The following is a 21424-nucleotide window of genomic DNA, read 5'->3' as shown; positions in this document are numbered from 1 at the left end:
GAGTTTCTCCCCGTAACGGGCCTGGAGGCGCGAGGTCGAAGCGACTTCCGAGCAGCCGCGCTCAGTAATCGAGGTTGCGCTTCTCCATCTGCGTTGCCGCCAGATCGGCAACAAGCCCCGCGCCGCCAGTCATCTCGTAGATGCGCACGACGTCTTCGTCGGAAAGGTTGGCGACCATTGTGCGCACGGCATTCGCGTTGTCCGCGTCGAGCGTTGCGGCAGCGCCAGCGTCGTCCGCAGACCCGGCAATGCTTTCGTCACTTCCATGCCGGGGCTGCGTCATCGCTCAACCGCCGTTCAAACGATCGCGGACCTGCTTGGCAGGCGCGAAACTAATCTTGCGCGATGCAGCGATCGTGATCGCCTCGCCGGTCGCGGGATTGCGGCCCTGACGCTCGGGCGAATCCTTCACTTTGAACTTGCCGAACCCGTTGATGCTGACTTCATCGCCCTTAGCGACAGCATCGGTAATATCCGCGAAGACAGCCTCGACAATTTTCTTGGCGTCAGCCTTTGAAAGATCGTGAACGCTGGAGAGTTGCTCGGCAAGATCCGAGGTCGAAACGGGCATGATGTAATCCTGTGCCTATGGTTGAAGTATCGGGTTGGGCCTGGTTTATGCCTCACCATTGTCCGGCGTCGCAACCTGTTCGAGCATTTTCCCGTCATAGGGTCGAACAAGGGCGAGCGCGTCGTCGGCCGAGCCATCGAGCCACTGGCTCAGGTCGGCGCGGTGAAGGATGACCGGCATTGCCTTGGGATGCCAGGGGGCGACAATCGCATTGGGCGCTGTGGTGCAAAAGGCATAGGCCTCGCCCCGCTCGGTCGGCCGCCAGATCCCGGCGAAGAACGCGATCGGATGATCGGGCAACGAAAACCACATCTGCCGCGGTTTGCCATCGTCCCCCTTCCCGCCTTCGGGATGCGGTTCGGCAAAATGCGTGAACGGGACCAGACAGCGACGCTCGGGATTGGAGATCGATGGCTTCCACATCGAGGACGCGAGGTTGCGCGCGTTGGTCACATATTTGTCGAGTTTGATCGCCGGATCGCGCTTGCTCGCAACCTTGGTCGGGAAGCCCCATTCCATCGCGACCGGCTCGAGCGGCCGATTGCCTGCCGGCGATCGCCGGATGACAAGCCCGTGCCTGGGCGTCTTCTTGCCGGTGGGAAAGATTTCGAGAGGGATCGAGATGACCGGGTTTTCCTCGAACGCCTCATATCCGCATGCCTGCATCACGGCCGTCTGCCGAGCGCTCAGTCGATAGCGATTGCAGATCGTTCCTCTCCTTCAGCCCATCGACGTTACCAGAACTCGCGACCGCCCCGATATTCCCGCCACGCATTATCCCATTTCGTGCCGACCTCACCCGCGACGGGCCTGGCCCCCACATCATAGCCTGCCATCACGTCATCGATGTGCGGCGCTGGCGCGGGACGATTGAACGGTGCGATCTTTAGCGCCTTGAGATACCAGACATAGGCGCGCTCATGATCCGAAACCGGCTCCGCCTTCCCCCAGGCCACCTCCTGAAACTGACGCTGGGCCGCACTCTTGGGCCGGCGCTCCCGCAGGCGAAGGGCGTCGTAGAATTTCAGATGCCTGTCGAGCAGTCGCTCGTACATCGCGATCGTGCGGGCATCTTCAGGACCAGCTTCACCCTGCATGCGCCTTCTCCTGCCACGGAGAACAAATGCGGAAAGTCGCTCGCCAATCCCACCGCGAAGTGATACGCTTTGCAAGCGTTATTCGACCATCGGGTCGGACGGGCGGGAAAGGAGCAGCCATGTTGAACCATGATACTGGCCAGATGGACTGGGATCGGCATCCTATCGGTGGCGCACCATTCCCCAGTTCGTCCTATTCGATCAATCCCGAAAATATGTATGATATGGCTACGCCGCGCGGGCGTGAGCTGATGGATGAAGTTTATCCATCTTCTCGTAGAGATGGTGCGCCTAGCGAGCCGCATACTTCCAAGATGTTTTTCTATTTCATCTTGTTTGTTATGTTCTTGGGATTTTTTGTCATCCCCGGCCATTCCTGAGCTGGAAACGCCGAGGATCGACCGGCGCTCCGTCCTTCCACAATTCATAGTGGAGATGGGGGCCGGTCGATTTCCCTGAACTTCCCACACGCCCCAATATCTCACCCTGTTCGATCGTGCTTCCGACAGGAAAGCGCGAGCGATCCTGCATGTGGAAATATTTGCTTTGCGAGCCATCGCCATGTTCGAGCACGATGTAATTGCCAGCGCCGTTCGCCTGAAAGTCGTTCTTAACCACGCGTCCTGACGCCGGAGCAGGAATCGGGGTTCCGGCGCGTTGCGCGATATCGACGCCCCGGTGATGGTGTCCGGGCTGTCCGGTTACCGGGTCCACCCTCCCCCCCATGTTCGACGTCAATCGCCCGGAGATCGGCAGTGTAGCCCGCTCGCCGCGCGGCAATTCATAAACGTGGCTGGTGCCTTGACCGATGCCAAGCCTATCGCGGGCCGTATCGCGAATACTCTCGACACCGGGTAATGTCGTGGTGATCCACGCATCGTTGCGTTCCTGAACATGCTTCCCGATCTGTGCGGCCGTTCCCTTCGCTTCATCGACGCCGTTGCCGATCTCGAAAGCGCCATGGGTGATCCGGACCGACGCATTGGGAATGGCATCGGCCACCTCCCCGGCAAGACCGGTATCGCGCGAACTCTCCCTGATCGACACTTCGGGACCTTGCGCTCGAATGCCAGCGGCGCGGCGTTCCCCCCACTGCTGGACCCCGCCCGCCGTGGTGGAGGCGGGACCGTGCAGCGAGTTGTCGAGCTGCCCTGGAATAGTCACGCCCAGTTCTTCACGGACCGAAGCCACCTTGCGCTCCATAAACTCGCCAAGAAGAATATCGCGGACCTGCTCCTGCTCACGCGTGCGCGGCATGACCATGCCCGGCGTCCAATTGAATTGCGACAGGGTCGGATCGTTCAGCAAACGCTCCTGCGCATACACGACAAATTCCTGGCTCTCATTACGGTTGAGCGACCAGCCTCGTTGCTCAGATTCGCGCACGTCTTGGCTGACACGCTGGAAGGTTTCTTCGGCTCGGGTCGCCTCGAGCGACGCCGAGCGCGATTCCCCAACGCTGACGCCAAGCTTCTGCGAAAGGGAGCGCACCTCGCTATCGCCACTCGTGCTGGTTTCTCGCATGAACTCATCCCGCGCTGCACGGGCCTGTGTCGAATTGGTCTCTTTGGTGAGGTAATCTTTCAACTCTGAATAAGCTTGGTCACCTGAGATTGTACGCCCCGTATTCTCCGACGCAATGGATGCTAAACGAACTCCAAGTCCACCTTTGACGCCAACATCAGCAAACTTATTCTTCCATACGCTTGCAAGCGCCTCGATACCTGCATTTGCGTCGCCAGTCATTTGTGTTGCTCGGGCAACCTGCTGACTGTCTGATTCGGTTAACCCGAACTTGCTTGTCAGGCCGCTCGAAAGGCTACGCGACACATCCGTCATCCTCGCAACGCTGTTGTTGAACCCAGACCCCGTTTCAGTAGAGCTGCCCCGGCGATGTTCGGCTGCCGAGAGCAGATCGGTGGCGGTGGTGGCGGTCGCGTTCCAGGACTGCGACGCGGAGTTGCGCAGCGACTGCGTGTGCGACTGCCCTTCCGACAGGGCGCGGCTCATCTGGCTGTCGAAGCCGGAAGTCCGCGTCGGCGTGAAGGAGAGGTTCGAGATGCCCTGCCGGGTGTCGAACGCGTTGCTGCCGTCGGCAAAACCGTAGGTGATCCCGCCATCGGCATTGGTGTACGACCCGACCGCGAACCCGTCATTATATTTGGGCTGGGTGTCCCACTTGTTCGACTGGGTCATGCCCGAGGTCAGGTTCTGGAACGAGGTATTCCCGTAGGAATAATTGCCCGTCGTGCGCTCGGTCGCCGCCTGTTCGGCCGCGCTCTGCGCCGGCTGCAACATCGAGGTCGCATGTCCCGCGATCGCCATCGCGCCGCGCGCCATGCCTCCGGCGATGAACGGCACGCTCATCATGAGGAAACCGGCAAGCGTCGATATGCTCTCGTTGACGTTCGCCATGCCGTCGCTGACCAGCAGCGTCGGCCCTGTCGGCGAGACGCCATGATAGAGCGCCGCCGCACGGCTCATCACGAACATGTGCAGGATGACGTAGAGCGGCCCCCAGGAGGCAAGGTAGAAGAATCCCGTTCCATAGCCCTTGAGGGTCTGGATGCCCGTTCGCGGGAACAGGAACAGCGGGAAGAGGACCGGGAACATCGCGTAGAAGACGACGGTCAGCACGATCCCGAGCAACGGCACCCAGGTCATCGCCTGCGTCGCGATCGAGGTATAGGTGTTCTTCGCCTGCGCATCGGCACGCTGGGCGGCATAGGCATCCCATCCTGCGTCCGAGAAACTTTCGCGCGCGGCCAGGAACGCGTCGATCATCGAGACCTGTCGCAGATAGGTATAGGCGTCGCTCGGCGTGCCGTGCATCTGCGCGGCAACGATGGGAAGGTCATCGCGGATCTTCTGCGCCGCCACCGCATCGGAGAGACCGGGATAGGCGCTCCTGGCAAAGGGGATCAGATCCTTGTCGAACGCTGCCTGCCACTGCCCGTCCAGTCGCGAATAGGCCTCGTTGCAGGGAATGATCGTATTTTCGGTGGTGCCCGGTCCCGTCGAGGCGATCCAGCGCTGGCTGCGCGCTGGGCTGCCCGGTCCGATCGCCTCCCAGACATTGGTCGACCGGGTGAGATCGTCCATCGACTTGAAGCCCAGCAGCACGTCATAGAAGGTGCATTGCTTGAGATGCTCGTCGAGGTTCGCCCGGAACACGCTGTCGGTGATCTGGAAGGTCCGCGCCTTGTCCATCAGTCGCGCACCGTAGATCATGCCGTTGGTCGAGAGCGAAAGCGCGTTCGGCATGACGAACACCGTCTCGGCCGTGCGCGTCATCCAGTCACCGACCTGGCTCGTGAAAGATGCCATCACGCCAAGGCCCAGCGGGACATTGTCGACCACCGCCGGCGCCAGTGTCGGATTGATGCGGTCGGTGACCTTCACGGTCACGGTCGGCACCATCAGCATCATGTAGATGAGCGTCGACTGGAGGAACCAGTTGAACCAGGCCCGCCAGTCAAGCGAGAAGGCCACGATGAACAGCGAGTAGATGAACCCCATCACCATCACGACCTGGAGGAGCGAGCGATAGCCCCCTCCCCCCGTCCACGCCGCGACCGCGTTGAAGACGTTGACGATATATTCGCCGCCGCCGATCGTGAAGACTTCGAGCGCGCCCATCGTGCCGTTCCCTCCCTTTAGCGGACGCCCTGCGCCGACAGACCACGCCCGAAGCGGAGCGAGGCGGACAGCTGCGGGCTCATTGCGTTCTTGAGGGTCGATTCCATAAATTGGGTATATTGAATTACCCGGTAAGTGTTGGAGATCTGGCCCGCCATCTTCTCGTTGCGCCGCGACAGCTCGGTCTTGACCGTGTCGACCTGCGCGCGCCACGCCTTGAACTCATCGGTGGAGACGAACTTCGCGCCCGCCTGCGCCTGCGAGATCGTGTCGAGCATGCGGTCGAGCATCGACATCAGCATGTCGATCGAAACCATCTCGGCGAGCGTGGCGCGATCACCGCCCGACAGGCCCATATGCGCCGCCTCGTTGACGACGAGGATCTTGTAGAGCGGGATCGAGGTGATCCCGAGCAGCGCAATCTCGTCGCCCGACAGGGGCGCGTTCGAGCGGATCTTCGACGACATGCTGTCCATCGCCTTGAGGACGCGGGTTCGCAGCGCCTCGTTGGTCGAGATCGTCAATTTGGTCGGCGTGGGCTTGAGGCACCCCTTGTCGTCGGTGGTGTCGCACCGCCACACATCGGTCGGCGCCGTAGCGGTGCCGTCGAGCAGCGCCTGATAGGTGTCCCAGCTCGCCGGCGCGATGAACCGGAACGTCCCCATGCTGTCCTTGGTATTGGCCGCATCGTAGATGATGGTCCCGACCATCGTCATGAGGAATTCGGCATATTCTCGCGATGGCTTAGTCGCGCTTTTGGCGTTGAGCGCATACCAGGTGTAATTCTTCGACTGCACCAGTTCGCCGTCGTCGCCCGCCTTGGCGAGGGTCGATTCACGCTCGCCCTTGTTGGTGCAGCCATGCCGCGCCGCGGCCGCATCGGAAAAGAAGCCCTTCGCGCCACCGACCTGCTGGCAGATGGTGGACGAAGCCCCGTCCATCGCCGGCCAGATCGAGCCGATCGCCTGCTGCGCCGCTTCGCAACTCGACATGTTGAACGCGTTAAGCTGCTGCACGCGCTGGCTCATGTCCTTCATGACCCCGCCGATCTGCGCGGAGATGGAATCGATCGCGAGCTGGAAGGCAAAGCCGATCGCGTTGTTCGCGGTCGCCTTGAGCATCGCGACGATTTCGTCGGCGTTGATGAACGAGAAGGAGCCGGCAAAGAGGTCGATACCGCCGCACCCGCCCCGCGCGCTAGGCAGCGCGACATTGACCGGATTGATCGACTTTTGCGGGAAGCGGCTCCAGAGTGATCCGCCCGAATAATAGCCCGCGGACTGCCCCTGGAAAGCGGTCGGGCCGGTGACGTTCGCCGCCGCGCCCGACTGGTTGAAATAGCTGTTCATCTCGCCCTGGACGTCGGCCATCGCCGGCGTCGCCACGAGCCCCCCGACTGCAAGGATCATACTGGCCTGCGCGAGGATCGCCGCGCAGAGGCGAAGGATCTGCCTGACCATCAGAAGTCACTCCCGGGTTTGATGCTGGTGAGCGTGAAGATGCGGTTCATCACCTCGTCGGCCGCCATCACGCCGTAGCCGATCGGCATCGGCCGCTTGGTGACCGTATCGAAGAGGACGAGTGCGGGGACCTGCTGTCCGCGCATGCCCATCGCCTTGTACTGACCGGTATCGACCGTGTAGTTCGGGAAGGCGCGGGTCGGACCGCCATCGAGTGAGATCGCCATGACGGTGAGACCGAAGCGATCCGAGATGCTGCGCATGATCGGGCCGAAGGTCTCGCACGCCGCGCAGGCCGACGAATAGAAATAGAAGACGCCGTAGCGCTGCGAAATTTGCGACAGCACCCGTTCGCGGTCGGCGTTGCGCGTATCGAGCCAGGTCCGCTTGCCCAACTGGTTGACCGGACGCTGGAGGGTGTAGTCGAGGTCGGGGTTCTGCCAGATCGTGCGCTGCCACATGTCGGCGAAGGACGACGCCCGGTCGAGCTGCTCGCGCTGGAACGCGATATAATGGGCGATATTCTCCGGCGTCGGTTCGAGGATCGCGCGCGCTTTCAATTCCTCCAGTTCCTTGGCGATCGCCGCAAGCCGTTCGGCCGAAGAGCGGGCGGGCTGCGCCGACTGCTGCTCGCTCGGCTTGGGCTTGGGCTTGTCGCAATAGAACCAGGTGCCGAGCCGCCGCTCGCGGCAGTAGAAATCGTCGCCTGTCTGGGCGGCGACCCGGTCGGCCCCGCCAAGATCCTCGTCGCGCTCCCGGTCGGCCGACGATGGCGCCTCGCTCTCGCGAGCCGAGGATACAGAATCGAGCAGCGGCGTCAGTTCCTGCGCGCTTGCGCCCGCCACAGGGGCGATGCCGCCTGTGGCGAGCGACAGGATGAGGGCAAGGGTCAGGGCGTTGCGCATATCAATCCTCATCTTTCTTGGGGTTCTTCTTCTCGCGATCCTCTTTCGCGCGACGGTCGAGATAGGCGCGCAGCATGCCAAGGAGGGACGGCTCGCGGGCGGAGATCAGCTTGGCCATGTCCTCGCCCAGGATGCGGAACAGGTTGCCGTAAACGGCGATGACCAGCGTGCGGGCGTGACGCTTGGGATACAGGGTCGTGCCGCGCCGCAGGATGAGGTTCGCGCGAATGAGGCGGGCGATCGTGGGTTCCAGATCGATCGCCCGTAGCTTCGTGTCGAACCATGCGTCGAGCGTGGGAATGAGGAATGCCGCCGGATGAGGCCCTGCCCGCAGCAGCGCAACAAGCAGCGCGAACTCGGCGATCGAGAGATCGGGAAACGGCCGATGGTCCGCGAGATTGGCGATCACGCTCATTTGCCCGCCTTGCTGTCGTAATAGGCCTTGATCCGTTCCTGGATCTGCCTGGAGGTTTCGATCTCGTCGGGGAGCTTCGCTGCATCCACGAACTCGGCATAGACTTCGGTGAAATCCATCTTCGAAAGGTCGAGCCGCGAGAACTCGTCGAGCGTGAAGCCCTTGCATGTCTCCTTCTTGGCGCTCCCCCACGGCTTGTTGATCTGCGGGCGACCCTGTTCCTGAAGGATGCGCGAGAGCTTGCTCTCGAAGCAGCAATAGGCCGTCGACCTGGACGTGCAGATGCCCAGCACCTTGTCGGTGCAGTATTGGCCGAGCTTGTGGCACATCCCCATGCGATCCTGGACGTCGAGCAGCTTCTCCTGGCTCGAGCACATGAACATGGTGAGGAACGGGGTCGCGAGCGCGGCAATGGCGGCGGGCCCACCGGCGATCGCCGCCGCGCCGGCAGCGGTCGTGATAAGGCCCGAGGCCTTCCCCGCGCAGCAGTTGACGAGACCGAATACCGGCTTGTGGCAAGTCTGCCGCTTGCCCGAGAACAAGGTCATCGTGTCGGGATTGAACTCTTCCTTCGCCTGCCCAAGCGCATGGAGACCGACGACTGCATCCTTGAACTCGGTCGATGCCTCGCGCTCGACCGGCTCACACTGACCGTCGAGGCAATAGACATCATCGCCGCAAATATATTGCTTGGGCTGCGTCGTCGGCGCCGTCGGGATCGGGCATTTATAGACCTTCGTCGTGACCTGACACGGACCGACCTGGGGATCGTCGAGGCATTCGTCGCGGACATAGACGCACTGCGGATTGCCGGCGAGTTCGCCGCAATCGCTGGCTTGCGTGGTGCCTACGCAGCTGTACGTGCGCTCCCAGTTCCAGCAAGCCCGCGTAATCTGGACCCCGTTGACGGTGCGCGTGGTGGGATCGGGATCGACGCAGGTTTCCGATTTCAGCTCGCAGGTCTTGCCCGCGGTCGACGCGTTGCACATCGTCTCGTCCCGGCGCTCGTTGACCACCTGTCCTGTCGTCTCGACGACATAGGAGCGGGCGACTGCCGGGCTGTCGCACTCATAGGTGATCTCCTCGCCATCGGCGACATCGGGCTCGAAGCATTTCCCGAGCGTCCCCTGGTGGCAGATGGGATAATGCACCGTTTCGCGCGAGCGCACCCGGCATACGCCGTTAGCGACGGGCTGCGTGAACGCAGGAAAGCAGCGCCGGCCCGTATTGTTGCCCGCGCGCGGCGGATTGCCGATCCAGTTTTCGCAAACATAGATATATTTGGTCGAACCCGGCGTCACATCCATGACGAGCGGGGTCCGGCACACCGCCGCGCTTTCCTCGACCTTGGTTCCCGTGTTGCAGGTCGCCTCATAATAGCCTGCCGACCCGCCTGGAGGGAGCGGCTTGCAGCTGCCGTCGGCTGCGCCCAGCGACTGACCGCTCAGATAACTGTTGGGGTCCTTCTCGACATCTTGCGCGCGACCGACCTCGCCAGCCCCCAGCGTCACCTTGAGGCGACCCGGATCGGTGACCATGCGCCACGCATCGTTATGTCCTGCGGCCGATCCGCCCGCCGCGATCAGGGCATCGGGATCGTCGGCATAGGCTTGCGCCGGATTGGCGGTGGCCGAATAGCCGGGCACCTGGCTGAGCGGTGTCGAGGTCGGCAGGCTTGCCGCGCTGGCCCGCGACGATTTGCCGAGCGCCTTGGCCTGCTCACGCGCCGCAGCGAGATCGCCCTTGGGATAGACATAGGGCTGGCCCGGTGTCTGGGTCGGCGCTTGCTGCTCGGCCTGCGCCTGAACGCGTGCGGCTGCGCTCGATGCGCTGGGCGCCTGTGTCACCGTCAGGGACGGCGCTGACATGGCAGACTGTGCCGGCGCGGGCTGGGGCGCAGAGGTCGCGGACGGGCCAGGCGATGCCTGGGCAGGCGGTGTCGGCTGCGCCGCCTCATTGAAATAGGGATAGTCCTGAAGATCGTAATAGCCACCGCTCGGGCTTGCCTGCCCGCTCGTTTGCGCGAGCGCGGCCCCCGGCAGGGACAGGAGAGCCAGAACGGCGCTCGCAAGGATGCCCCTCCCCGCCATCGTCAGGGCGTCCGCACGAGATTGGCGAGCGCGGTCCTTGCAACCAGCGCCCCCGGACCGTTCGCATCGGCAAAGGTCTCCAGCGCATAGCGGACGGTCACATTGCCCTCCATCCGGTCGAAGGGAGGGGGCGTCGTCTTGCAGGTCAGCCCGTCGCAGGGCGTAAAATCGCTCGATGCAACGACATAGGTCGGGACGGCGCTGACATCGAAAGCGCGGAACAGACGCGGGTCGATGCCGATCGAGGCGAACTGCTGCTCCTTGTCCACGACCTTTGCGAGCGCTGCGATGAAGGCCTTGCCTGAGTTGCCGGGAAATCCCCGGAACACGACCACGCCGCCCGCCGCCGAGGTCTCGGCGATAATGCGCTTAAGGGCCTGGGGCGGCATCGAGGTCGAGACGAACACCATGAACTGGGGCGCGGTGCCGCGATTGTCCTTGAGGTTGGCCGATGCGGTCTGGATCATCTCGTCGAAATCGACGACGCCTGCCGGTCCCTTGGGCAACCGGGCCTTGTCGATCGTGCGCATCTTCTCCATCGCGACCGCCTGCACGGTCTGCGCATCCTGGCGGAACGCCTCGCCACGCCGCTGAACCTCGCCGACGAGCGCGGCTGCATCGGCGTCCGCCTTGGCCGAGCGCGCACGGACGGCATCGAGATCGAGCCCCTCCACGCTCTGGCCGAGCACGGCCGCGCCGGTGCCGATGGAAGCGATCGCGGCAATCGATAGAAGGAGCTTCTTCATCGCCAACCTCAAAACATGCAGCAGTTGCGCTTGCGCCAGAGCAGATACCCAAAGTCCTCGCCCCCCACCGGGAAGGCGCGACCGGCGTCTGGCGGCAGCGTGGACGCCCCGATCGTCGAGCAGGCGAACTTGCCGCTCACGGTCGGCGTCGGGTTCGTCATCTGGATGCGGTATTGGGACTTCTTGAGGATCGGCATGACGTACTTGTTGCAGAGCGCCTTGGACCCTGCCGTCCCCCATGCGAGGCCCTGCCGGTGCATCTTGAAGAGCAGCCGCTCGGCCGCGAGGCGCGAGGACTGCACCGGCGAATTATGCGCCGCGATGTTGCCGTTCATCGGGAACATCGACCCGTTGCACCCGGAACACCAGAACATCTGATCGATCGGCAGCGCCGCGGTCGCCGCCGCGCAATCGGCCGCGCATGCCGCGACCGCGATCGGATTGTTGAACAGCGCGACCTCGGGATTGATGAGCGTCGTCAGTACATCGTCGTTCCAGAGCGGATCGATCTCGGTCATGTAGGCGACGTCGAACGAGGCCTGCTCGAAGCACAGGAAGTCGGTGAGGATCTCCATCCAGTAGAGCAGCGGATAGACGTAATAATGGGCCTGCCAGTTGGCAGAGTTCTGCGTCGTGCCGCCACCGATCCGGGGGCCGGTATATTGGCCTTGCCCAATGTCGAGACCCGGATTGAGCCGCAGCCCGCCAAGGTTGGGAAAGCACCAGGGCTTGGTCGTGACGTCGACGAGCCGCGCCGGTTCCCAAAAGCCGATCGAGATGCCGATCCGGGGAACAGGCGATCCGCACGCGCAAACGGGCAACGACGGATTCTTCGTGTCGGGCCGGCTTCCCGGCCAGATATGCGCGCCGCCGATCGACAGCGGAAACAGGCAGGACCAGCACACATCGGTCACAGGGTTTACGAACTTGCCGGTGCAGTTGGCAGGCAGCGCACTGGCGGGCGCGGACCATGCAGCGAGCGCGGCCAGGAACGCCAGAAGGCCCACAAGACGCCGCATCATGGCAATGGCTCCTCACCTTCGCTCTTGCGAACCCTCGCGTCGAAATAGGCATTGTCGGCGCGGTTCTTGCGCACGACGTAGAGCGGCACGAGGATGACGAGAGCGAGGACAAGTCCCGCGATCATGCCCCCTGCCCCCGGTCCGAACAGAGCGTGGAGCGGTCGGATCGCGGGCACGGCGAGCGCCAGTGCAAGCGCGGACCACAGGATCGACAGGCGCATCGCCTTGAGGCCCGGCGTTTCGGGCGCGGCCATCGGCGTCCTGAGCATGTCGAGCCACATCATGCGCCCGCTCCCGGCATCTCGATCTCGCTGATCCTGAGCACTTCCCCCTGGGGCGCTACGACAGCGGGAACATGCGCGATCCCGAAATGGCTGGTGAGCTTGCCCTGCTGGTCGAAGAAAAAGCGGCGCTTCTTCTCGCCCATGCGATCGAAGGGAGACCCGGCGACGAAAATGATTTTGGCGTTCTGCGCGCTCCAGCGCTTCATCGCCCACTCCACCTGTGCGTCATCGCGCCCGTCGATGAACACAAGATCGGTCTTCATCGCCACGAACGAGAGCGGATTGACCCGCTGCCCCGCCTGCGCGACGAGCCGACCCTTCTGATCGCGCACGTCCTGGTCGAGCACGATCGAGGGATCGAAGGTCCAGCTGCGCGCCTCGCGTACCGCACCGATCCCTGCAACCGGCAACGGATTGCGCACCCGCTCCTGCGCCTTGACGCGCAGCGCCGCCTGCATGCGCTCGATGCTGCCATCGGCCTGCATGGTCTTGAGACGCCGGTCGATCGTGTCCAGAAGATCGGGTTCGACGATCCCCCAGGTCTGTCCCATCACCCCATGGTCATGGGCCAATGCGCCCTCGACGACAGGCCAGGCAGAGCTGGCGACCAGTGCGATGGCGAGGAAGCCACCGGCAAGGGCGACCTGGCGGATCACAGGATCGGCGTCCCGGTTCCGACCAGCTGCTTTGCGCAGGCAAAGCCGATCTCGGCATAGCGGCTGTCGAACCCGTCGGGATGGGGCGTGCCGACATAGTAGCAGCCCTCAGGAACGCGCCCGACAGGCCCCGGTGTCAGGGGTTCCCCGGTGCGCGTCAGCGGCTTCATGTGCGCGACGCGGACGCCGTCGACATAGACATACGCGCCGCGATGCTCGACCAGCGAACCCGCCATCCCGATCACCCGCTTGCCGAACGGCCCTGTTTCCGGTCCGAAATGACGACGGACCAGAGCGTTGTCGGGCGGCACGAAGAACACATAGTCGCCTTTGGCCGGCGTCTTGCCGCGCGCGACGAAGAAGGCCCAGTTGGGCAGGCTCTCCGAGGCGTTGATCATGAAGGCGTGGCTTTGCTGCCAGGCACCGAGCGCATTATACCCCGCCCATGCGCTTGCCAGCAGCGCCACAGCGCTCCACTGGCGCACGCGCCGCGCGATGAGGGCCTTGCGGGCGAGCGGATCGCCCTCCCCTGCCGCACCGCTCACCGCGCCCGCAGGCGCGAGCCTGTCAGTAGCCGCCGCCATTGAGGCCTCCCTGCGCGGGCGGTGCGACCGTCGCTTCGACAGGCGAGACCGGTGCCGGGCCGAACGGCGAACCCTGGGGCGCTGGCGCCGCCTGAACCTGCGCGGACGGCGCGACACTTCCGGAGGCTGATGGAAGCATCGCGCCGACCGCGGGACCGGAGGCGGGAGCCGGCGCGGCCGCAGGGAGAGGCACGCGCGCGAAAACCGCCTTGCGGATCTGATCGGTGATATCCGGGACATTCTTGGAGAGGACCGCTTCGCCCACAAGGACGGTGGTGCCGCCCGCGCCGACCTTGCGCAGTTCCTCGTCGAGCGTACCCATGAATGCCCGCGTCTGGGCCGCAACCTGCTCGGGCGGGCTGTTGCTGTGGCTCTGGGCCTGCACATATTCCGACACGATCCCCTCGAGCCGGACACTTGCCATCGGCACGGTGGCAGGGGGCGTGAGCAGATGCTTGGTCACCCATGCGCCCCAAAGCAGCACCGCCACGATAAGCGCGGCTGCGACATAGGCGATCCTGGGCAGACCCTCGGGCTTGCGGCGCACGGCCTTCGCACCCGTGCCGCGCGCCGGCGAAGCGGGCGTGGCCTCGGGATGGATCGCCAAAGGGACAGGCGCGGGTTCGCCGGATACGGGGGCCGCTGTGGACCGATCGAGAACGTCAACCATGCCGGGTGCCTTTCGTGGAAGTGACGATCGCGAGCAGCAGCTTGCCGCGCAGCAGCGCGACCACGCCGAAGGCGACGATGAAGGTGAAGAAAAGCTGGTCGCCGAACACCGCACGGCGCGCGCTGTCAGCCGCGACGAAGTGCGTGCCGAGATTGGCGACCTGCGAGAAGAAACCGATCGCGGTGAAGTCGCCGAGCATCAGGAAGAAGAGGATCGCGACCCCGAAGGTCGCAAGCAGCGTCATCGCCATCCAGCCCGACGTGCGCAGCAGCACATAGCACATGTCCGCGAACGCCCGGGCGAACGCGCGCTTCCAGGAAAAGGGCGTCGGCGTCTTCCAGTCGGTGTCGAAAGGCGTGAGCGCGTTCATTCCGCCGCCTCCATGAGAGGCGTACCGATCGGTTTGCCGATATATTCCTCGGGATAGGCGACCCGCTCGATCGCCTCGTCCATCGAGCATCCCTGCTCGATCAGATGCTCGATGTCGGCAAAGGTCTGAGGGCTGGAAGAGTAGAGCGTCGCGGAATATTTATCGAGCACGAGGCGACCGACCGCCATCGAATCCGGCCCCTTGATCATGATGTCGGAATATTCCGCGCCGTTGCGCTTGAGCGAGCGCAGCAGGCTTTCGGTGTAGGGGTCCATGTCGAACCGGCCATGCTTCTGGAAGTCCGAAATCGTGTCGGGCTTCTGCATGAGGATGACCGACCAGTCGGAATTCTCGAGCGCGGCAAGGCTCCCTTCCGACTTGTAATAATCGTTCAGGCTCTGCGTCGCGGTGATGAGGGACGCGCCATATTTCCGGCAGGTCCGGCTGTAGGTTTCGACGAAATCGGCCATCGATCCGCCGCGCAGCATCTGCCACGCCTCGTCGATCAGCAGCGCCTTGGGGATCTGGCGATCCATCCGGCGCATCGTCTGCGAGGACATGAACATGATCGCGGTCAGCACGACCGAGCGCAGTTCCTCGCGGCTCGAGAGGTCCGACAGTTCGAAGACGGTGAGCGCGTTCGACATGTCCACCGACGCCTCGCCGGTAAAGAAGCTGCCATAGGTGCCCGCACTCGAGAACGGGAACATCGCGATCGCCAGATCCTGGCCCTGCGGCGATCCGTCGGTGCGCAGCGCCTCGACCACATCGTCGACGCTGCCCCCCCGCCCCTTCGCTTCCCAGACCTGATTGACCGCGCGATCGATAAGGCCGCGCTCGGTATCGTTGAGCTTGTCGATGTGGCGACCCATCTGACCGACGATCGACTTGAGCATCGCGAGCGCGTCGATGAGATAATCCTCATCCTGCGCGACCAGCGCCTCGTCGATCATCGAGAAGGGATTGAGGCTGAAGCCGTCGCGCAGGCGAAACTCGACAAAATTGCCGCCCAGGCTCTTGGACATATGTTCGAACGAGCGGCCATCGTCGATCACGATGATCTTGGCACCGACCCCGGCGAACGCCGCGCACAGTTCCTGAAGCGCGACCGACTTACCCGACCCGGACTTGCCGAACACCGCGACATTGTGGTTACCCGCCTTGTTCTCGAAGGGCGACCAGAAGAAGGGCTGGCCGCGCCGTCCGATGAACATGAGGTGCGGCAAGCCCCCGCCCAGAAACTCGCCCTGGATCGGCAGCATGTTCGCCGCGGTACTGGTGAGCATCGTGCGCAACCGCTTCATGCGCTTGAGATCGCTGTCGAGGCCGTTGCCCAGCGTCATCGGCAGGCACGACATGAACGCCATGATCTGGAGAAAGCGTTCGTCGAGCAGGTCCCAGCCAGCGGCCTTGTACATCGACTTGACGGTGCGCTCGTTGGCATCGCCCATCCCCTTGGGGCTGATGATGCCGACCGCATAATAGGCCTGCACCAGCTTCTTGCCGAGGCGCAGTTCCTGGGTGACATGCTCCCATTCGCGGCTCTGGTCCTTGAGCTGCGGCAGCAGGCGCGCCGACTTCGAATCCGCAAGGCTCGACGTGCGCATGAACTTGTAACCCGCCTTGGACGAGGCGGCCTGCTCGTCCTGATAGCACAGGCACAACGAAGTCAGCGTCGGACAGCCAGGGCGCAGCTTGTCGGAGAACATGTCACCGATCAGCTTCTGCACGTCCCACGGTGCCCAGCGGTTGGGAAGATTGCGAACCGAGAAGAAGCGATAGTCGAACGTGTCGGGTCGGATCTCCTCATACTGGGTCTCACCCGAAAGACTGGTCACGGCGCGCAGCGGCTCGACCGAAACGAGCAGACGATCGGCGTGGACGACGGTCTGGACGTCGCGGCGCACGCACTGGTCGGCAATCGGATCGAGGTCGGAATATTCCGATACCTGGTCCGACACGTCGAACGCGGGCGCGGTAATGTCATCGATCAGCGCAATGAGATCGACCGGCTTCATTCGCGTGGCCGGCATGTCGATCGACGCCAGGGTCGAGACGATACTGTCGCGCACGCCAATCAGTTCTTCGGGTGTCGCTTTCGACGCAGCGATCGACACCGACAGAAAGATGCGATGATTGCGGACATGGAAAGGCCCGTCCTTCGACATCGAGACCCATGCCCCGTGCCGCAGGAACGCCGATCGCCGCTCCGCGATCTTGCGATGCACGCCGCCGGCCTTGAACCGTGGCAGCGCATATTGCGCGATCAGCGCGCCCACGCGCGGGCTCTGGAACGAGAGAAGCTGGACGCGCGCGCTGGGCGGCACGCTCTCGGAAAGCATCTGCGCGAGGATCTCGCCGGTGCGCTCATCGGCCCCCATGAGCGGCGCCAGCTCGAGCGCGAACGCAAGGCTGTCGGTCTGGTAGAACAGATCGTTGCGCGCGTCGAAGCTCCGATAGGGCAGCCATTGCGAGAGCATGGGCGCGCCGTGCGAGGGCGTACCCTGATCGGGGCCGCGTGTGTCACCCAGCAGCCGCGCGATGAAGCCTGTCTTAGCGGCCATGGCTCAGTCCTCCACGCGCGGAGAGAACGAGGCAGGCCGGTTCGCCGGGTTCCCCGAAGCGAATTCCGGCGCATTGCTTTTGGGCTTGGCACCGACCGGTGCCGGCGCGGGGGTTGCAGCCCGTGCAGCGACCGGGACCCCCTTCCCTGCCGCCGCCTCTCGCGCCTTGGCGCGCGCGGCTGCGACCGCCGCGGCGGTCGGGGCACCCACAGCGCTCGCCGGCGGTACTGCCACGACCGGCGCGGTCGCCGGGACTTCGACAGGTGCCGACGCGGACGGCGGGATCGGCGTACCGAGCTGCGAGAGGATCTCGGGGCTGACGTTGAGGACCTGCGTCGCGGCAAGGGCAGGACCGTGCCCGTCGGTCGCGGCGAGCCATTGGCCGTTATCGACCACGGCCTGCACGACGCTCGTTTCATGATAGCGCCCTGCCCCGTCGACATGGGCGGGAAAGACGATGCGCAACACCTTCTGCGGACCCACACCCGACGCCTGCGGGGTCGCTGCATAGGCGATGCGCTGCGGCCCCGCCTGCCGCAAGGGCGCCTGGAAGGGACCTGCGGGACGATAGCTCGTCTCGCCGCTGATTTCCGCGAGCGCCTTGTCGTCGATCACGGTTGCGGGCGCACAGCTGCCCCCTTGCGGGGCACCGCACGCAAAGCTGCCCTTGATGTTGGTCCCGAAGGTCGTGCACCCTGCCAGCAGCACAAGGCTCGTTGCCATCGCGATCGCGACCCGCCGGGTGCGGCCTCGCGGGCGATACTGGGACACCGGACAGTCCGGCAGACGGATCGCCGAACGGCTCATGACCTTGCTCCCTTCAACCATGCAAGAAGTTGCGCCTTGGGCTGGAACCCCTCCATCACCGCGCCATCGGAGCGCACGAGAACGGGCGTGCCGTTGAGACCGTGCGCCTTGGCGAACGCCTCATTCTCGTCGAGACCGCTGGTGTCGCACTTGCCCGTCCCTGGCACCGGGTCCTGCGCATAGGCGGCGCGTACCGCTGCATGCCGGTCCTTCGCGCACAGCACGCGATCGGCGACGTCCCGGCTTCCGAGCACCGAGATCGGCCGCTCGATCACGCGCACGTTCATCGTCTCGAGCGTCTGGCTGAGCGCCCGGCAATAGCCGCAATGGAAATCGGAAAAGACAGTGACGCTCTGGGACCCCGAACCCCATATGATCGCTCCCTTGTTCGAGAGCTTCGAAAGGTCGAGCGTGCGGACGGCCCCCCGTTGTTCCGTCACCCGCGCCCCGTTGCCGGGCGCAGAAGGCTCGGGCGCATCGGCTGCCGCATTGGCGCGCGCCGCGCCGCCCACCAGCATGTCGGGGTTGAGCGCCAACAGGCGCGCTGCCGTCAGGTCCTGCCGGGTTTCCATGTCATAGACCCGGCCGATCACGAGATAGCGGGCCGACTTGTCGACATAGAAGAGATTGGCGCCGGCGGTAACTTCGCACAGCCCCTCGATCTTCGTGCAATCGATCCCGGTGATCGGCGTCTTGGGGAGCCGCTGCTGGAGCGCGGCCTGCACCTGCGGCCCGATCGCCGGCTCCGCGCTGCCGGTCAGCATCATCGCCGCGCTGGCCGCGACGCCAAGCAGAATATTCTGTGTCATAAGCATATCCTTTCGGCCCGAGGCTCAGTTCTGGATGAAGACGCCTTCGAGGAAGACGATCTCGACATCGATGCCGGTCGGCATCTCGATGATCGGCTGATATTGCTCGGCCCGCTCGATCAGATATTTGCTGACCATGTCGGCGGACTGGGCGATGCCGTTGCCCAGCCCGGCCTGTGCGATGTCGCCCATGCCGATCTGTTCGCGCTTCCCGTTGACCGTCACGTTGTTGCCGGTGAGGAGCGAGTTGGTGTTGGCCGAGAAGCCGCGACCGAAACCACCTGCGATACCGGCGATGAAGGCCTGGCCGACAAGCCCGCCCTCGCGGCTGACCACCCGCCCGCGCACGCCGGTCTTGCCGGCAAAGCTGATGAAGCCCTTGACGTCCGAGACCGCGAAGCGCCCATTGGCCTGCGGACAGGTCATCCGCTGGAGCTTCACATAGACCTTCTCCGAGGAGAGGTCGCCGCGTGCCGCGCCGTTGATGACGCAGCCCTCGATCCGGGTCGTGAGCAGCTTGCCGTTGCTGTAAACCGAGCGCGCCGGCCCTGTGATCCGCAGCACGACGGGAAGCGGATCGCTCTGCGACTGCACCCCTGCCGACGCATCGACGCCGACGATCACCTTGGCCTTCGCGATCGAATTGGGCGGCAGATAATTGGGGCTGTCGGTATAGCTGGTCGTGCCACCCGAAATGCGCGTCGCCGTTCCGCTCGGCCCGCCCTCGAACGAGACGAGCTTGATCGAGCGCGACTGCGACACCGCGGCAGCGGCCGCCTCCCCTGCGCTCATCGGTGCGCCCGGACCCCGATAGTTGGGCTGGCCCATCGGCCCGTACATCTGCGCGGGCGCCGGCGCAGGGGGCGCGCTCGACCGCTGCGCAAGCTGCTGACGAAGCTGGTCGTTCTCCTGCTGGTAAGCGCTCATCACCCGCTGGCCATCTGAGGCCATCGACTGTTTCTCGCCCTGGAGCGCGGCGATCTGCGCCTGAAGCTGCTCCATCTGCGCGCGCTGGCCGTCGACACCCTTCAACTGGTTGTTGATCGACTGCATCTGCGCTTCGGATGCCGCCTGCCACTCCCGGTCCGACATGTTCCGGTTGACCATGTCGTCGGTGGTGATCTTGACGACCTTGTCGTCTGCGCCCGACGTCTTGAGCTTGGTATCGTCGCCCATGACGTACCAGGACCCCAGCACCAGTGCGAGCGCGCCGCCGCAGCCAAGGTAGAGCAGCTGCTTCTTTCGGACGGCGTCGTTGCCGGCCATCAGTTCGCCCTCGCCTTCTTCAGGCTCGGCATCGAGTTGCTTGGGTTTCCTGCCGGGGAAAAGGTCCTTGAGGCTCATGGCCGCACTCCGTTGGCGAGGCCCGACGGCGTGACGATATACGCTGTGGTGACTTCACCGGGTTTGAGGTTGGGATTGGCGACCGATACGGCGATCGCGTTCGACGGCGCGATCGTTCCTTCGCCCAGCGCGACAGGCGATCCGCCCTTGTTCTCGATCCGCAACACGCGCCCTGCGAGCGCCGTGCCCCGATATTCGGTGAGCATCTGCACCTTGAGCGACCCCACCATGACCGGATCGGTAACCGCGGGGCGGACGTCGAAGCCCTCGAGCGGGGCTTGCTGGAACATCGCTTGGACGAGCGTGGCGGACGCTTCCTGCGGCGTGGTGTCGGCCTGTGCGACCGCTGTCTGCGCCTCGCCTGCGATATCCTTGTTCTCGACGAACACCTGTTGCGCGTCGTCGCCTGCAAGGCGGCAGCTGAACTTGTAGACATACCCCTTGGAGGTCGTGCCGAAGAAGGAGACGTTGGCCCGCGAATAGGCTTCGGGAACAGAGACGTAGATGTCGCCGCGCGTCGGCTCGTTGACGACCGTGAAATCGTCGCTCTCGACGCCGGTGGTCAGCTTGGAGACACTGGCAAAGCGGTCGTCCTTGAGGCTGATCCGTGTGAGGCCGGACTTGGAAAGCGTGCAGGAAACCTCGCTATTGTCCTTTGCAAGCAGATGCTCGTCGGCAAAGGCAGGCGCAGCGAGCGCCATTCCCCCGACCAGGATCATGCCTGCGCCGACGAAGCGCGAGAGCGAGCAGACGCGGGAGGCGATCGCCGTCCCGCCTCCGATGAGGCCAAATGCGATCAGGGGCGTCATGCCTCGTCTCCGGTTGCAGCGTCGTCCTTGTCGACCTTGGTGACCATGCCGAAGCCCTTCAGCTGAAGGGACAGGCCGCGATAGGACCAGTAGAAGCGGAAGGTTTTCGCCTCGGCAGTCACCGCCTTGGAGCCGACGACGGTATGCAGCGTGCCGGTCACTTCCGAGGTCAGGTTCTCAGGATCAACCTTCATGCTGGCGAGCGTGAAATACTGGCTGATGCTCGACCCGCGCTGTTCGCTCAGGATCTTCATGAGATCGCGCTTGAGCGAGCCGTGACTTTCGGGCGTCGCGATCTTGAGGATCGACTCCATCCAGTAGTCGAGATTTTCAGGCGAGCGGTTGAGCGTCATCAGCGCGGTGTCGCGCGTGACCATCTCGAGATACTCCCGGCTGACCCCGCTCGAGGACAGCGTCAGGGGCGTGCGGACGATAGGTTGAAGGACGATCTCGCGGTCGCGCGTCGCGCCGACCAGGAAGAGGATGACCACGAGGCCCGCGAGAACCAGCGCCACGATGCCGAGCATGTTGCGCTGCTTGAGAACCCGCTGCGACTGCGCGAGACCGACACTATAATCCATT

General features: G+C 64.1%; 23 protein-coding genes. 1 reads left to right on the top strand and 22 read right to left on the bottom strand.

Annotated elements, in window-relative coordinates; translation table 11 throughout:
* Window positions 1-61: 61 nt before the first annotated feature.
* Genes CG471_RS05775 through CG471_RS05760 form a run of 4 tightly spaced genes read right to left on the bottom strand, consistent with a single transcriptional unit; the run spans window position 62 to window position 1668 of the window.
* Window positions 62-283 (bottom strand): hypothetical protein, encoded by a 222-nt coding sequence (locus tag CG471_RS05775; RefSeq protein WP_069338487.1) that lies wholly within the window; start codon window positions 281-283, stop codon window positions 62-64.
* Between the two features lie 3 nt (window positions 284-286).
* Window positions 287-571 (bottom strand): HU family DNA-binding protein, encoded by a 285-nt coding sequence (locus CG471_RS05770; protein ID WP_069338488.1) that lies wholly within the window; start codon window positions 569-571, stop codon window positions 287-289.
* A gap of 45 nt (window positions 572-616) precedes the next feature.
* On the bottom strand, window positions 617-1279 hold the full coding sequence (locus CG471_RS05765) for an SOS response-associated peptidase family protein (RefSeq protein ID WP_257211437.1): 663 nt from the start codon (window positions 1277-1279) through the stop codon (window positions 617-619).
* Between the two features lie 26 nt (window positions 1280-1305).
* Complete coding sequence (locus tag CG471_RS05760) at window positions 1306-1668, bottom strand: hypothetical protein (RefSeq protein ID WP_069338490.1); 363 nt, start codon at window positions 1666-1668, stop codon at window positions 1306-1308.
* A 119-nt stretch (window positions 1669-1787) separates the two neighbouring features.
* Between CG471_RS05760 and CG471_RS30065 the strand changes: the two genes are divergently transcribed.
* Window positions 1788-2048, top strand: a complete 261-nt coding sequence (locus tag CG471_RS30065) for a hypothetical protein (protein WP_125988431.1) — start codon at window positions 1788-1790, stop codon at window positions 2046-2048.
* Here the strand turns inward: CG471_RS30065 and CG471_RS05755 are convergent.
* The 18 genes from CG471_RS05755 to CG471_RS05670 are packed head-to-tail and all read right to left on the bottom strand — an operon-like array spanning window position 2029 to window position 21423.
* On the bottom strand, window positions 2029-5307 hold the full coding sequence (locus CG471_RS05755; RefSeq protein ID WP_069338491.1) for a conjugal transfer protein TraG N-terminal domain-containing protein: 3279 nt from the start codon (window positions 5305-5307) through the stop codon (window positions 2029-2031). The two genes, CG471_RS30065 and CG471_RS05755, sit on opposite strands and share 20 nt — an antisense overlap.
* 17 nt (window positions 5308-5324) lie before the next feature.
* Window positions 5325-6767, bottom strand: a complete 1443-nt coding sequence (locus CG471_RS05750; RefSeq protein WP_069338492.1) for a conjugal transfer protein TraH — start codon at window positions 6765-6767, stop codon at window positions 5325-5327.
* Window positions 6767-7672, bottom strand: coding sequence for a conjugal transfer protein TraF (gene traF / locus CG471_RS05745; protein WP_069338493.1), 906 nt, complete (start codon window positions 7670-7672; stop codon window positions 6767-6769). Before traF ends, CG471_RS05750 begins: the two co-directional genes overlap by 1 nt.
* Before the next feature lies 1 nt (window position 7673).
* Window positions 7674-8087, bottom strand: coding sequence for a hypothetical protein (locus tag CG471_RS05740; RefSeq protein WP_069338494.1), 414 nt, complete (start codon window positions 8085-8087; stop codon window positions 7674-7676).
* Window positions 8084-10177 (bottom strand): conjugal transfer protein TraN, encoded by a 2094-nt coding sequence (gene traN / locus CG471_RS05735; protein ID WP_099231089.1) that lies wholly within the window; start codon window positions 10175-10177, stop codon window positions 8084-8086. Before traN ends, CG471_RS05740 begins: the two co-directional genes overlap by 4 nt.
* A gap of 2 nt (window positions 10178-10179) precedes the next feature.
* On the bottom strand, window positions 10180-10923 hold the full coding sequence (gene trbC, locus CG471_RS05730; RefSeq protein WP_069338511.1) for a type-F conjugative transfer system pilin assembly protein TrbC: 744 nt from the start codon (window positions 10921-10923) through the stop codon (window positions 10180-10182).
* A gap of 8 nt (window positions 10924-10931) precedes the next feature.
* Window positions 10932-11945 (bottom strand): conjugal transfer pilus assembly protein TraU, encoded by a 1014-nt coding sequence (gene traU, locus CG471_RS05725; RefSeq protein ID WP_069338495.1) that lies wholly within the window; start codon window positions 11943-11945, stop codon window positions 10932-10934.
* Complete coding sequence (locus CG471_RS05720; protein ID WP_069338496.1) at window positions 11942-12229, bottom strand: hypothetical protein; 288 nt, start codon at window positions 12227-12229, stop codon at window positions 11942-11944. Before CG471_RS05720 ends, traU begins: the two co-directional genes overlap by 4 nt.
* A complete protein-coding gene (traW, locus tag CG471_RS05715; protein ID WP_069338497.1) occupies window positions 12226-12885 on the bottom strand; it encodes a type-F conjugative transfer system protein TraW in 660 nt (219 codons plus the stop codon). The genes CG471_RS05720 and traW overlap by 4 nt, the downstream gene beginning before the upstream one ends.
* Window positions 12882-13469 carry a S26 family signal peptidase gene (locus tag CG471_RS05710; RefSeq protein ID WP_069338498.1) on the bottom strand — a complete coding sequence of 196 codons (588 nt, stop codon included), beginning with the start codon at window positions 13467-13469 and terminating at the stop codon, window positions 12882-12884. Before CG471_RS05710 ends, traW begins: the two co-directional genes overlap by 4 nt.
* The gene (locus CG471_RS05705; protein WP_069338499.1) at window positions 13453-14139 is read right to left on the bottom strand and encodes a TrbI F-type domain-containing protein; all 687 of its coding nucleotides are present in this window, start codon (window positions 14137-14139) and stop codon (window positions 13453-13455) included. Before CG471_RS05705 ends, CG471_RS05710 begins: the two co-directional genes overlap by 17 nt.
* Window positions 14132-14509 carry a hypothetical protein gene (locus CG471_RS05700; protein ID WP_069338500.1) on the bottom strand — a complete coding sequence of 126 codons (378 nt, stop codon included), beginning with the start codon at window positions 14507-14509 and terminating at the stop codon, window positions 14132-14134. The genes CG471_RS05705 and CG471_RS05700 overlap by 8 nt, the downstream gene beginning before the upstream one ends.
* Window positions 14506-17073, bottom strand: coding sequence for a type IV secretion system protein TraC (gene traC, locus CG471_RS05695; protein ID WP_069338501.1), 2568 nt, complete (start codon window positions 17071-17073; stop codon window positions 14506-14508). The genes CG471_RS05700 and traC overlap by 4 nt, the downstream gene beginning before the upstream one ends.
* Window positions 17074-17076: 3 nt before the next feature.
* A complete protein-coding gene (locus CG471_RS05690) occupies window positions 17077-17880 on the bottom strand; it encodes a conjugal transfer protein (RefSeq protein ID WP_069338502.1) in 804 nt (267 codons plus the stop codon).
* A complete protein-coding gene (locus tag CG471_RS05685) occupies window positions 17877-18689 on the bottom strand; it encodes a DsbC family protein (protein WP_069338503.1) in 813 nt (270 codons plus the stop codon). Before CG471_RS05685 ends, CG471_RS05690 begins: the two co-directional genes overlap by 4 nt.
* Before the next feature lie 24 nt (window positions 18690-18713).
* Window positions 18714-20033, bottom strand: coding sequence for a TraB/VirB10 family protein (locus CG471_RS05680; protein ID WP_069338504.1), 1320 nt, complete (start codon window positions 20031-20033; stop codon window positions 18714-18716).
* Entirely contained in the window at window positions 20030-20842 is an 813-nt protein-coding gene (locus CG471_RS05675) for a type-F conjugative transfer system secretin TraK (protein ID WP_069338505.1), read from the bottom strand. The genes CG471_RS05680 and CG471_RS05675 overlap by 4 nt, the downstream gene beginning before the upstream one ends.
* Window positions 20839-21423, bottom strand: a complete 585-nt coding sequence (locus CG471_RS05670; protein ID WP_099231087.1) for a type IV conjugative transfer system protein TraE — start codon at window positions 21421-21423, stop codon at window positions 20839-20841. The genes CG471_RS05675 and CG471_RS05670 overlap by 4 nt, the downstream gene beginning before the upstream one ends.
* Between the last annotated feature and the right edge of the window lies 1 nt (window position 21424).

It is taken from the genome of Sphingobium sp. IP1, from assembly GCF_002708645.1.
In the GTDB taxonomy this organism is placed as follows: Bacteria; Pseudomonadota; Alphaproteobacteria; order Sphingomonadales; family Sphingomonadaceae; genus Sphingobium; species Sphingobium yanoikuyae.
Note: the sequence above shows the minus strand (reverse complement) of the source record. Positions and strands in the feature narration are given on the sequence as shown.